This is a genomic window from Exiguobacterium sp. s125 (genome assembly GCF_018618605.1).
Classification (GTDB): domain Bacteria; phylum Bacillota; class Bacilli; order Exiguobacteriales; family Exiguobacteriaceae; genus Exiguobacterium_A; species Exiguobacterium_A oxidotolerans.
This window is the reverse complement of sequence record NZ_JACSMI010000001.1, coordinates 734,519-747,621: the sequence shown is the minus strand read 5'-3', so window position 1 is coordinate 747,621 and position 13,103 is coordinate 734,519. Positions and strand designations below refer to the sequence as shown.

12 protein-coding genes are annotated in these 13,103 nt (G+C 48.6%); 1 reads left to right on the top strand and 11 read right to left on the bottom strand.

The genetic code is table 11. The annotated features are described in order from the left end of the window. Window positions 1-82: 82 nt before the first annotated feature. Together ftsY and smc are read right to left on the bottom strand one after the other, a co-directional pair. On the bottom strand, window positions 83-1,087 hold the full coding sequence (gene ftsY, locus KNQ05_RS03605) for a signal recognition particle-docking protein FtsY (protein WP_214765165.1): 1,005 nt from the start codon (window positions 1,085-1,087) through the stop codon (window positions 83-85). Continuing rightward, window positions 1,084-4,653, bottom strand: coding sequence for a chromosome segregation protein SMC (smc, locus tag KNQ05_RS03600; protein ID WP_214765168.1), 3,570 nt, complete (start codon window positions 4,651-4,653; stop codon window positions 1,084-1,086). The genes ftsY and smc overlap by 4 nt, the downstream gene beginning before the upstream one ends. A 126-nt stretch (window positions 4,654-4,779) precedes the next feature. Between smc and KNQ05_RS03595 the strand changes: the two genes are divergently transcribed. Next, window positions 4,780-4,980 (top strand): DUF1128 family protein, encoded by a 201-nt coding sequence (locus KNQ05_RS03595; RefSeq protein WP_029330856.1) that lies wholly within the window; start codon window positions 4,780-4,782, stop codon window positions 4,978-4,980. A gap of 59 nt (window positions 4,981-5,039) precedes the next feature. On the opposite strand, the gene rnc is transcribed toward KNQ05_RS03595, so the two are convergent. The 9 genes from rnc to sdaAB form a co-directional block, all read right to left on the bottom strand. Further along, window positions 5,040-5,810, bottom strand: a complete 771-nt coding sequence (gene rnc / locus KNQ05_RS03590; protein WP_088837388.1) for a ribonuclease III — start codon at window positions 5,808-5,810, stop codon at window positions 5,040-5,042. 57 nt (window positions 5,811-5,867) lie between these two features. Then, window positions 5,868-6,107: an acyl carrier protein gene (gene acpP, locus KNQ05_RS03585; protein ID WP_012370777.1), complete on the bottom strand. Its 240-nt coding sequence runs from the start codon at window positions 6,105-6,107 to the stop codon at window positions 5,868-5,870. Window positions 6,108-6,175: 68 nt separating this feature from the next. Beyond that, complete coding sequence (fabG, locus tag KNQ05_RS03580) at window positions 6,176-6,907, bottom strand: 3-oxoacyl-[acyl-carrier-protein] reductase (protein ID WP_088837389.1); 732 nt, start codon at window positions 6,905-6,907, stop codon at window positions 6,176-6,178. Continuing rightward, window positions 6,904-7,827: an ACP S-malonyltransferase gene (gene fabD / locus KNQ05_RS03575; RefSeq protein WP_088837390.1), complete on the bottom strand. Its 924-nt coding sequence runs from the start codon at window positions 7,825-7,827 to the stop codon at window positions 6,904-6,906. The genes fabG and fabD overlap by 4 nt, the downstream gene beginning before the upstream one ends. A 19-nt stretch (window positions 7,828-7,846) precedes the next feature. Continuing rightward, on the bottom strand, window positions 7,847-8,833 hold the full coding sequence (gene plsX / locus KNQ05_RS03570; protein ID WP_029330860.1) for a phosphate acyltransferase PlsX: 987 nt from the start codon (window positions 8,831-8,833) through the stop codon (window positions 7,847-7,849). After that, complete coding sequence (gene fapR, locus KNQ05_RS03565) at window positions 8,833-9,399, bottom strand: transcription factor FapR (protein ID WP_029330861.1); 567 nt, start codon at window positions 9,397-9,399, stop codon at window positions 8,833-8,835. The genes plsX and fapR overlap by 1 nt, the downstream gene beginning before the upstream one ends. An 85-nt stretch (window positions 9,400-9,484) precedes the next feature. Continuing rightward, a complete protein-coding gene (gene recG / locus KNQ05_RS03560) occupies window positions 9,485-11,515 on the bottom strand; it encodes an ATP-dependent DNA helicase RecG (protein ID WP_214765170.1) in 2,031 nt (676 codons plus the stop codon). Beyond that, window positions 11,499-12,395, bottom strand: a complete 897-nt coding sequence (gene sdaAA / locus KNQ05_RS03555) for an L-serine ammonia-lyase, iron-sulfur-dependent, subunit alpha (protein WP_088837392.1) — start codon at window positions 12,393-12,395, stop codon at window positions 11,499-11,501. The genes recG and sdaAA overlap by 17 nt, the downstream gene beginning before the upstream one ends. A 4-nt stretch (window positions 12,396-12,399) precedes the next feature. After that, window positions 12,400-13,062 (bottom strand): L-serine ammonia-lyase, iron-sulfur-dependent subunit beta, encoded by a 663-nt coding sequence (gene sdaAB, locus KNQ05_RS03550; protein ID WP_088837393.1) that lies wholly within the window; start codon window positions 13,060-13,062, stop codon window positions 12,400-12,402. Between the last annotated feature and the right edge of the window lie 41 nt (window positions 13,063-13,103).

The window sequence follows — 13,103 nt, the reverse complement described above, 5'->3', positions numbered from 1 at the left end:
TTAAGTGAAATTCCTTTACAGATAGTATAGTACAGCCCTCACAGTGTGTTGTCAAGTTTTTTTCTTTACAAGCAAACCTAGCTTATTCCTCTTCTGATGCCTCGTCCGTCGTTTGCTTTTCTTCGAATACGTCACCGAAGAGACCGTGGACGAATTGCTCGGCATTAAACGGTTGGAGATCGTCAATCTTTTCACCTAATCCAACGAACTTCACGGGGAGATCCAGTTCATTCTTAATCGCGAGAACGATGCCACCTTTTGCTGTCCCGTCAAGCTTCGTCAAGACGATGCCGCTGACATTCGTCGCTTGTTTGAACGCTTTGGCTTGCACCATCGCATTTTGTCCGGTCGTCGCGTCGAGCGCAAGCAGGACTTCATGCGGGGCCCCCGGGATTTCACGTTCAATGACCCGTTTGACTTTTTCGAGTTCATTCATCAAATTGACTTTGTTTTGCAGACGTCCTGCCGTATCACAAATCAAGACATCGACTTTCCGCGCTTTTGCCGCTTGAACAGCATCGAAGACGACGGCAGCAGGATCCGATCCTTCTCCCTGACGGATGACCGGTACACCGGAGCGCTCGCCCCAGACTTGCAACTGATCGATGGCGCCTGCTCGGAATGTATCCCCTGCTGCGAGCATGACGGTTTTTCCTTCGTTCTTCAATCGATTCGCGAGCTTCCCGATTGTCGTCGTTTTCCCGACACCGTTGACACCCACGAATAAGATGACACTGAGGTCGTGGTCTAAATCAAGTTCCGTTTCTTCTTCTTCAATCAACATGTTGGCGACGACTTCGACGAGTACATCACGGACTTCTTTTGTGTCTTTAACATTTTTTCGTTTGACTTCAATCTTTAATTTTTCGACCAAATCCATCGTCGTCGTCACACCGACGTCAGCTTGAATCAGCACTTCTTCTAACTCTTCAAAAAATTCTTCATCGACTTCCCGGAAACGGTAGACGAGATCATTGACGGCACTCGCAAGCCCGTCACGCGTCTTCGACAACCCTTCCGTAAACTTAGACGTGACTTCTTGTGTCGACGTCGTCAACCGGTCTTTTAGTTTCTTAAAAAAACTCATTGTTTTAGCTCCTTTGATTCTACTTCTTCAGTCAATGTTCGCCGTGCCTCTTCTAGTTTAACGGATAACACTTCCGAAATACCGTTTTGTTGCATCGTCACGCCGTATAAAACATCCGCTGACTCCATCGTACCTTTCCGGTGTGTGATGATGATGAATTGTGTATCACGCGCCAACTGATGAACGAACTCACCGAACCGGGCAACGTTCGCTTCGTCAAGAGCTGCTTCGACCTCATCAAGTACACAAAACGGGACGGGACGCGTCTTCAAAATCGCGAACAACAAAGCAATCGCCGTCAACGCGCGTTCCCCACCAGATAAGAGTGACAAGTTCTGTAGTTTTTTACCCGGTGGTTTCGCGACGATGTCAATCCCGCTCGTCAAGAGGTCGCTCGGATCGACAAGAATCAAGTCCGCTTCTCCTCCACCGAACAATTCGCGGAATGTCTCACGGAAGTGTTCCCGTACAGCCGTAAACGTCTCTTTAAAGAGTCGGACGACTTCACGATCCATCTCATCGATGACGGCATATAAATCCGTTTTCGCCGTCACTAAGTCATCACGTTGCGTCGAGAGGAACGTAAACCGTTGATCGACTTCAGCGAACTCTTCAATCGCACCGATATTAACAACTCCGATTTCTTCTAATTGACGCTTGAGGAGGTGTACTTCCTCTTTCGCCTCTTCGAATGGAATCGTCAGCGGTTCAATCAATTCGAGAATCAGCCCCATCTCGTCGAGCATTTCTTGACGTGTTTCAAGACGTGTACTGATTCTGCCGTGGTTGAGGCGCGCTTGATCGACTTGTTGTTTCGCCGACTGTTGCTCCTCTTTCAGCTTCGCTTCACGGATCCGTAGAAGTCGTAAACTTTCGCCGTCACGTTGGATTTGGTCCGTGATTGCTTTCAATTCTTGTTCAACCGTTGTTTGTTCTTTAAGCATCTGCGCCTGCTCTGCATGCAATGCTTCGATTTGACCTTCACCAAACCCTTCGAGCACATGTTTTAAATCACGCCGCTTATGACTCCGTTCGAGTTTCGCATGATTCAACGATTCTTCGATTCGTTCGACTTCACGATTGACTTGATCTAACTTCAAGATCATTGTCCGTTCTTCGAGCAAGGCATCTGCTTGTTGTTGTTTCAAGTCTTCGATTGTCACAGCACCCCGTGCCTGTGCCTCTTTTAGCTGATCGAGATCACGTCTGAGTTCTTGTTGCCGCTTCGTCAAGTTCGCGATATCGTGCTCAGCTTGTTCAATCGTCGCCTTCGCTTCCCGTTCTTGCTCCGCCAACCGTTGCAACTGGCCATCTTGGACGGACAGTTCCGAAGCTGTGATTGCGAGACCATGTTTCGCCTCCGTCAATTCATCCCGAAGTGATTCAAGTGTCGTTCGCGTCGTTTTCATTTCTTGCGCAAGCGTCTCAAGCGTAACGTTCAATTGTTCATCTACTACTTTCATCTCCGCGAGGCGGCGCTCTTGTTCACGAATGACCGCCTGCCCTTGCGTCAGCCCTTCGCGGAGTTCGTCTAACTCCCGTGATTGACTAAAGAGTGGCGTCCCTTTTTTTCGGCTCCCCCCTGTCATCGAACCACCGACGTTGACGACATCTCCGTCGAGCGTCACGAGACGATACCGATGTCCCGTTGCACGGGCAATCGCGTTCGCTTGTTCAAGCGATTCGACGACAAGCGTCGTCCCGAGCAAGTTCTGTTTTAATTTCGTCAGCTCATCGGTCGTCGTCACGAGTTCACTCGCAACGCCGATGTATCCTTGCATCGCAGATAGTTGATTGCGAACCGATTGATTCAAATCGCGCCGTTGAATCGAACTGAGCGGCATGAACGTCGCCCGTCCCGCATTTAGACGGCGTAATTCCTGAATCAATTTCCGCCCCGTCGCGTCTGTATCGACGACGACGTTTTGCATGGCTCCACCGAGTGCCGTTTCGATCGCCGCTTCATATCGGGCCGGTACGGAAATCAATTCGGCAACCGCTCCATATATGCCTGAAATGTGATCACGCTGTTTCAAAATCGTTTTGACGGCACCGAAATAACCACTGTAATCTGCCTTGACGGACTCCAAAAATTCAATCCGGTCCTCTGTTTTATCACGCCGGCGATGGAGATCGACGATGGATCGTTCGACTTGCGTCATCATCGTTCGCTGTTCGTGTTGTTTCGTTTCAACTTGCGTCTCTTCCGCTACTAAAGCATCGAGCTGTTGCCGCACGTTGAAAGAGCTCGCTTCTAGTCGGTCGACCTCGGCCGCATAAGCTGTTTGCGCCGATTGTTTCGACCCTGTCCCTTCCGCGAACGTCCGGCGTAACTCTTCCGCACTCTGTAAATCTTGTTTTGCTCGGTTATAGGCGTTATTCGTCGCCGCCAGCCGACTCGCTACTTCAAACGCTTCAGACCGTAGTTGCTCTGCTTCTTTTTCAAAATCACGTTCCGAATACGTTAATGCGGCATCTGCTTGTTCACGACGTTTGACAGTTCCCTCGTATGTTTGCTTCGTTTCGTCTCGTAAGCGAACTGCTTTTTTCGCCTCATCCTCAATTAGGGAAACACGCGCTTCAAGTGTCGCCACTTCTTGTTCTAAACGCTCTTTCATTTGCGTCCCATGTTTCTCACGTTCTTTTGCCAAGTTCAGCGAACCTTGAATTTCAACGAGCGTCGTCGAGACGGTTCGTAACCGTTCCTGCATCTCTGTCTCTGTCCGGCGAATGTTTTCAAGCATTGTTTCTTGTTCTTCTCTCGAGGTTTGCGTTTTCTCAAGACGTGCCTGTTCATTTGACAACTCACGCTCAAACGTTTCGATTTCCGTCGTCAATCGGGCAATTTGTTCCATATAGTTTTGAATTTCTTCTGCAATGATGCCACGTTCTAAAAAGTCGAACCGGTCGCGGGCAATCAGATACTCTTTTGCAAGCGCTGCTTGTTCTCGTAACGGTTCGATTCGTCCACCGAGTTCAAATAAAATATCATCGACACGTGAGAGATTCGTTTCCGTGTCACTCAACTTCCGCTCCGCTTGTTTTTTCCGGTGCCGGTATTTTAAGACACCCGCCGCCTCTTCGATGACGGACCGCCGCTCTTCCGGTTTCCCGGAGATGACTTGTTCGACACGTCCTTGACCAATGATTGCGAAGGCATCACGGGACAGTCCCGTATCCATGAAGAGATCGAGGACGTCCTTCAAGCGACATGGTTTTTTATTAAGAAAATAATCACTGTCTCCATTTCGACTGACGCGTCGCGTCACGCTCAACTCTTGGTAAGGTAACGCAACCGTTCCCGACTCATTATCGAGGACAAGCGTTACTTCTGCGAACTGCTTTCGATGTTCTGACATACTGCCGGCGAAGATGACATCTTCCATCTTCGCGCCGCGTAATGATTTAGCCGATTGCTCACCGAGCACCCAGCGCACTGCATCCGATATATTCGACTTCCCACTACCGTTCGGTCCGACGACTGCCGTCACTCCCGGTAGGAAGTCAAGTTCTGTCCGGCTCGCAAAAGATTTGAAGCCGTTGATTTCAATTCGTTTTAAGTACATCTTTACCACCCGTATGTTTAAATTTCTTTTAATTTTCTTTTAGTTTACCATAGCCGAAAGGTCTACAAAATGGTAGGTTTTATGGTAATGTTAACGGTAAAGACGTGAAGAGGAGAATTCAACGATATGACAATTGAACAAATGATTGAAGCAATCTTGGATAAATTAAATATTATTAATAAAGGCGTCATCAAAGCCGAGCAGTTCGACGGCACGAAAAATGACGACTTAAAAGAAATTTATGAGTTCGTCATGATGCGTGAATCGTTATCACTCGCTGAGGTCGATGCAATCGTCGATGAACTAAAATCACTGAAGACGGTGTAAGAAACCATATAAAAAAAGGCGTTCCCAATCGGGCGCCTTTTTTTATATGGTTTTTTTACTTAAAATTGTTTTTTCAGCTCAAGCAAGGCTTGTTTCGCTGCTTGCTGTTCTGCTTCTTTTTTCGAACGACCGGTCCCGATTCCTTCAAGCTTATCCGGGACTTGAACACGCGAGATGAATTCCCGGCTATGTGCGGGACCACGCTCTTCGATGATTTCGTATTCAATTTGTCCGAGTCCGACCCGTTGAATCGCTTCTTGTAATTGGCTCTTGAAGTCTGTCTGCTCTTCGAAGAAACCAGATGCCACTTTCGGAAAAACCGCTTCGGCGAGGAATCGCTCTGCTGCTTCAATGCCTTGGTCAAGATAAAGTGCACCGATAAACGCTTCAAATACGTCAGCAAGTAATGCTGGCCGATTTCGTCCGCCTGTCAGTTCTTCCCCTTTACCTAGCAAAATCATGTCAGAGAATTCATAATGATTGGCAAACTGGACGAGCGATGGTTCACACACGATAGCTGCTCGCAGTTTTGTTAATTCCCCCTCGGAACGTTCCGGGTAGTGTTCAAATAAATATCTTGAGACCGTCAATTCTAAGACCGCATCCCCTAAAAATTCAAGTCGTTCGTTATCCCCATCCGATTCACGTTGTTCATTGACGAACGAAGAATGGGTAAACGCTTGCTTCAACAATTCGACATTTGAAAAATGAATCGAAAGGCGCGTTTGTAACTCTTCGAATTTTTGCTCGATTTGAGCAAACGTCCGCGCATCTTTTCGACGTTTTACGTAAGGTCCTTTTCGGACACGACGTCCTTTTTGATTCGTCATAATTCCTCCTAAACAGCTAAATCCCACCGCAAAAGAGCGGTGGGTCAGCGTCAATGATTAGACTTGTGTTTCGATGTAGCTGACGACATCGCCGACAGTCTTCAAGTTTTCTGCTTGATCGTCTTCGATTGTGATTTCGAATTTATCTTCGAGATCCATAACGAGTTCCATTACTTCAAGTGAATCTGCACCGAGATCGTCTTTGAACGATTTATCGAGTGTGATTTCACTTTGCTCTTTACCTAATTTTTCTGCGATTGCCTCTTGTACGTCTACTAAAATTTGTTCTTTTGTCATTTGAAATCCCTCCATGAGTTGAGTATATAAGATGATTGCCGATTTGGCAAAGTACTACCGGTGTTCAGTTACATTGTCATGCCGCCATCAACTGCGAGCGTTTGCCCTGTGATGTAACGGGCTTCATCCGAAGCGATGAAGCTGACGAGTGCTGCGATGTCTTGCGTTTGCCCAAACCGTTTCAATGGAATTTGTCCAAGTGACAGATTCCGTTGATCGTCCGTCAATTCATCGGTCATATCTGTTTCGATGAATCCTGGGCAAATCGCATTCGCTGTGACCCCTTTACTTGCGAGTTCACGGGCGACCGATTTCGTCAACCCAATCAAACCGGCTTTCGCGGCCACATAGTTCGCTTGCCCCGGATTACCCGTGATGCCGACGACCGAAGCGATATTGATGATGCGACCACCCGTCTTCATCAACGGGCGTGACGCCGCTTGTGTGACGAGGAACGCCCCTTTTAGGTTCGTATCAACGACAGCATCAAAATCGGCTTCTTTCATACGCATCAACAAACCGTCGCGTGTGATACCGGCGTTGTTGACGACACAATCCAGTTGACCGAATGCATCGACAGTCTGTTTAACCAACGCCTTGACTTGATCAGCGTTCGCAACGTCGGCTTGGATGGCGATTGCCTCACCACCAGTCGCGATGATATCCGCGACGATGGCCTCTGCTTTTTCAGTGCTACCGGCATAGTTGACGACAACTTTAAAACCATCTGCCGCGAGACGTGTTGCGATCGCCGCACCGATTCCTCGTGAGGCGCCTGTTACGAGTGCTACCTTACTCATCCACGAATTCCCTCCGCTTCTAGTTGTTCAAGTGTCGTGATACTAATGATTTTAACGTCTTTTTTGATACGTTTGACAAGCCCACTAAGTGGTGAAGACGGTCCGAATTCGATGAAGGTATCAACACCCTCTTCAATCAATTGCTCAACACATGCCTCAAAGCGAACAGGTGAATACAATTGTTGAACGAGCAGACGTTTCAAGTCGTCCGGTTGATCGTGAAACGATCCGTCCACGTTTGAGATAAACTTCGCTTGCGCCGCTTCGAATGGTGAAGAAGCAAGGAAATCTTCGAACCGTGGTGCGAACGGTGTCATTAAAGAGGAGTGGAACGCACCGGAGACATCGAGTGGTAAGACACGCTTTGCACCGAGCTCTTTTAATTTCGCTGTCGCCGATTCGACGGCTGCGACGTGCCCTGAGATGACAAATTGGCCGGGACAGTTGTAGTTCGCGATTTGCACGATTTCACCTGTCGCCGCAATCGATTCGACGGCATGGTGTGCCGCTTCGACATCGTTTAATCCGATGACGGCAGCCATCGTTCCACCTGAAACCTGGTTCATCAACTTACCACGTTCATGGACAAGATAAACGGCTTCACTCGGCGTAAGGACCGATGCTGCGACAAGCGCGCTGTACTCCCCGACGCTATGCCCAAGGACATAGTCCGGTTTGTTACCGAGTGCCGCATAACGAGTGGCGAGAAGTGTACTATGTGCGACGATTGCGGGTTGAGCAAGCTCCGTCGCCTTTAGTTCTTCTTTTGTACCCGTCGTTAACAGCGTTGTTAAATCTAGGCCGATTCGTGTTCCGAGATCGACTAACGTTTGTTTAGTTTCTTCCTCACTGACAAGTGTCTGTCCCATACCGGGCATTTGTGACCCTTGCCCCGGAAACATCCATACCGTTTTCCCCATCTCGCTCACTCCTTTAGCTCTATTTTGTCTTCGCTTCAATGATTTTCGCAACGACGTGTTGCTCGACCATCATTTCAGCCTGTGCCAGCGCACGACTGAAGGCATAGGCATTGCTCGAGCCGTGTGCTTTGATGACAGGTGCCGCAATTCCGAACAACCCGGCCCCACCATATTCTTCGTACGCGAGCAATTGCTTCATTTTTTTAAGTTTCGGCTTTAAAATTAACGCCGCGATTTTCGAACTGAATGAACTCATGAACTGTTCCTTCATGACACCCATAATCATGCTTGCAGCACCTTCCGTACTTTTCAACAATGTATTCCCTGCAAATCCTTCTGTGACGATTACGTCCACATCACCACTCATCGCTTCTCTCGCCTCGACATTCCCAATAAAATGAATAGGGGCAGTCTCAAGTAAGGGATATGTTTCCTTCGTCAGTGCATTGCCTTTACCAGCTTCTGAGCCGATATTGAGCAGACCAACTTTCGGTTGTTTGATACCACGTACTTGTTCTGCGTAGACTGATCCCATGATGGCATAATCAAGCAAATGTTCTGCTTTTGCATCCGGATTAGCACCGACATCTAAGATGACGACACCTTTTCCGTTTCTTGTCGGGAAAGTCGGGGCCAGCGCAGGACGGTCAACCCCTTCGATTCGACCAATCACAAACAATCCGGCAGTCATCAGTGCTCCCGTGTTGCCTGCTGAAATCAAGGCATCCGCCTCTTTTGTTTTCACCAGGTTTGCAGCCACAACGAGTGAGCTATCTTTTTTCCGTCGAATCGCACGGACCGGTTCGTCTTCTCCAGTAATGACAGTCGCCGCGTGAACGATCGTCACACGGGAATCCTTGATGTCGTAAGAACGTAACTTCAATTCATCTCCAACCAATCGAATTTCAATGTCCGCCTTCGGGCGCTCCCCTAAATACTGGATCACACCTTCGACAATCGCACGGGGGGCGTTGTCACCACCCATTGCATCTACTGCTAAAATCATCATGATTCCTCCTTACTACTACGATACACCGTAAACTCACCGATAAAGACACACTCATCACCGACATAACTTTCGACGTTGATGTCTGATCGTCCATCTTGTCGATGGGAACTGACGAACGCTTTCGCGACGACGCGTTCTCCAACATGGACAGATCGTGTAAATTGCACGTTTGCTCGTGTCGTCAATGCTAACTCGTCATCAATTAACGCGATGGCGAGCGAATTGGCTTGAGCGAACAGAATATGCCCGCGTGCAATCGCGTTCCGGCTAAAAGCGTGTTCCGGCAAAATTTCTAAAATCGAAATCGCAGATGTATCAAGTTTCAGGTCAATCATATCACCAATGACTTCGCTTTCGGTCAAAGTACGCACGTCATCGAGTCGTTCTGTCGCGACGTGTTTAATCCGTTCCCGTAATTCAGGGATTTTCAATTCCATTCGATCGAGCCGAATCGTCTGAATGCTGACGTTAAAATGAAGCGCAAGTGCTTCATCCGTGATGAATGGGTTTTGTTCAATCGTATGCTGTAGTTCTACTTGCCGTTCTTTTTTAGGTACCCGCATGTACGTTCCTCCTACAAGAAGGATAATCACTATTATCACCTGGTACTAATAGTAGTATATATCCCCCGTTGTTCACTTTCAAGTATTATTCAATTCTTTCTCCGTCAAGCAGTCCTTGCTCTTCGATATAATGGCGTAACACGTCGTAGTCCGATGTTTGCCAAAAGGCATCCGAACGTAACAAACGGACGGCGTCGTTCCGGGCTGTTTCCATGATTTGAATATCAAGAGCAGGATCTGTCAGGACGAAACGTGGCAATCCACTTTGTTCTGTCCCAAAGAAATTACCCGATCCGCGTAGTTCTAAGTCTTTTTCCGCTAATTTGAAGCCGTCGTTCGTCTCTGTCATCGTCTTAATTCGCTCTTTCCCGGTGTCAGACGACGGATCAGCAATCAAGATACAATATGACTGCGCATCCCCTCGTCCAACACGTCCACGCAATTGATGCAGTTGCGCGAGACCGAATCGTTCTGCATCGTAAATGACGATGATTGAGGCATTCGGGACGTTCACCCCAACTTCGACGACAGTCGTCGAGACGAGGACTTGGACCTGATTGTCCTTGAAAGCTTGCATGACCTCGTCTTTTTCAGACGAGCCGAGACGTCCGTGCATCAAACCAACTTGATGATCGCGGAAACGTTCGACGAGAACGGCATGCAATTCCATTGCATTTTGAACATCAAGCGATTCAGATTCCTCGATCAATGGCGTGATGACATAGGCTTGCCGCCCGAGAAGTAATTCCTTCTCAACAAAACCAAAGACACGTTCAATCTGTTCTGGTTTTGCCCAGTACGTTTCAATTTCTTTACGCCCTGCTGGCATCTCGTCGATGATCGAAACATCCATATCGCCAAACACAGAAATCGCAAGTGTTCGCGGAATCGGTGTCGCCGTCATATAGAGGACATCTGCTTGCGCTGCTTTTGCTCGGAGGCGCTTCCGTTGTTCGACACCAAACCGATGTTGTTCGTCCGTAATCACTAAATGTAAGTCCTTGAAGACGACTGTATCCTGAATCAAGGCATGGGTGCCGACGAGGATGTCGATTTCTCCTTGCCGTAAGGCTTCTAGCAATAACACACGAGCCTTTCCTTTGACAGAACTCGTTAAGAGACCGACTTTAATCCCGAATGGTTCGAGTAACGGGGCAAGTGACGAAGCATGCTGCTCCGCTAGTATTTCAGTCGGAACCATCAAGGCACCTTGCTTGTTCGCACGAATCGTCGCGAACAGGGCAATCGCCGCGATGACGGTCTTCCCACTTCCGACATCTCCTTGCAGCAACCGATTCATTCGCTCTGCTCGATGCATATCACTCAAAATTTCTTCTGTCACTCTTTTTTGAGCGCCTGTCAACGGAAATGGCAGTCCTGCAATGAACTCGTCGACGGCTGCTTGATGTAACGGTAAAGCAATGCCTTGTCCCTGCCGCTTTCCAAGTCGTAATGTCTGAAGCTTTAACTGAAAATAGAGGCACTCTTCATACACATAACTTCTTCTCGCCGCCGTCAATTCTTTTCGATGCGTCGGGAAGTGTAGCGCCTTCAGCATCGTCATCCGGTCGAGAAGACGATACGCCGTCCGAATCGAATCGGGCACCCGCTCCCCGACTGATTCTACTGTTGCGAAAGCGAGTTCGACGACACGGCGGAACGTCTTCATCCGCATGTCACCTTTTAAGGAATAGACGGGTGTCAGTTCACCTTCGATCGCCCCGAATTGAAGTTCCGTCGCTGAAATCGTCATCCGGTGCAAATCCCACTTGCCGCTGACCGTCACTTCTTCCCCTAACTTCAACTGGGCTTTGTAGAAGGCACGGTTAAACATCGTCACCGTGACGCTGTACCGTTCTTCGACAAGTAACCGGAACGTTAGCCGATTCTTACCTTTTCCGTAATAACGAACGAGCGGTTCTGATTGAACTTGACCTGTGAACTTGACCTTATCTTCATGGATGGCTTCCGTCAAACTCCCCGTAACGAAATCATCGTAACGAAATGGGACGTGCTCCAGCACGTCCGAGATCGTTACGATATCCATTTCTGCAAGCTTAGTTGCCAAATCACGCCCGACTCCCTTAAGTGCCGTGACCTCACTTGATGGATTCATTCGATAAATCTCCAAAAATCTTCGACTCGAGCCAGCGTCCAGTCGGTGTATTCGCAAGACCGCCTTTCGCCGTTTCACGTAAGGCAGAAGGCATCATTTGACCGATTTCATACATTGCCGAGATGACTTCGTCACACGGAATACGTGACGTGATTCCAGCCAGTGCCATATCTGCTGCGACGAGCGCATTCGCTCCTCCCATCGCATTTCGTTTGACGCACGGGACTTCGACAAGTCCAGCGACTGGGTCACAGACGAGACCAAGCATATTTTTTAAAGCAATTGCAAACGCATGCGCCGATTGATCCGGTGTGCCTCCTGCCATTTCGACGATGGCAGCTGCAGCCATTGCTGTCGCCGAACCTACTTCCGCTTGGCATCCGCCTGCCGCACCTGAGATGGAGGCATTATTGGCAACAACGAACCCGAACGCACCCGATGTGAAAAGGTATCGGAGCATCTCCTCGCGTGAAGGCTGAAGCCGTTCTTTGACGGCGAACAACGTCCCTGGGACGACGCCCGCGCTCCCTGCTGTTGGTGTCGCACAGATTTTCCCCATTGCCGCGTTGACTTCATTCGTTCCGATGGCTTTGCTGACGGCATCTAACAAAAGATCTCCCGATAACCCGTTCCCTGACGCCCGATATCGTTGCAGTAAGACTGCATCCCCGCCTGTCAAACCGGTGACCGATTCGACACCGTCGCCTGTCAATGACCGTTCGACAGCTTCTTCCATGACTTGTAAATTCCGTTCCATCATTGCGTATACTTCATCACGCTCTAAGTGGCGGACCGTCATTTCTTGTTCAATCATGATTTCTGAAATCGGTACATTCTTTTCCGTAGCGAGTGCTACGAGTTCTTTTACTGATTTAAACATTTCTTCACTCTCCCATCATGACGGATCGTTCGACTTGTGGTAACCGGTTAATTTCTTCAAGCACTTCTTTAGGCATCCGATCATCGATTTCAATCGCCATCAAGGCTTGACGTCCTTTTTCGTGGCGCGACACTTCCATGTGACCAATGTTAATTTCATAGTCTGCGAGAATACTTGTGACTGCCGCAATCGCCCCGAAACGGTCGTGGTGCAGGACGACAAGTGCCGGCCCGCCACCTGAGAGGCGCAACGGTACACCATTCAATTCTGTAATTTCAATCGTTCCTCCGCCAATTGAAATGCCGACGAGTTCAAATTGATTTTCTCCGTCAGTCAAATGGACTCGCGCCGTGTTCGGATGGTCCGTCAGTGCTTCACTCGTTTCAAAATGAATCCGAATCCCTTTCCCTTCGGCGATTTTAATCGACTCAGGAATCCGATCATCAAACGTATCATAACCAAGCACCCCACCAATGATCGCTACGTCGGTTCCGTGCCCCCGGTACGTATCGGCAAATGATCCATAAAACGTGATATAAATGTCTGTTGGCGTTTCCCCGAACAACTTACCCGCCATCAAACCGATTCGTGCTGCTCCTGCCGTATGGGAACTCGATGGTCCTACCATGACAGGACCGATGATATCAAATACACTACGATACTTCATTTCATTTCCCCCTCTCTTTTAAACAAAACAAAATCCCACCT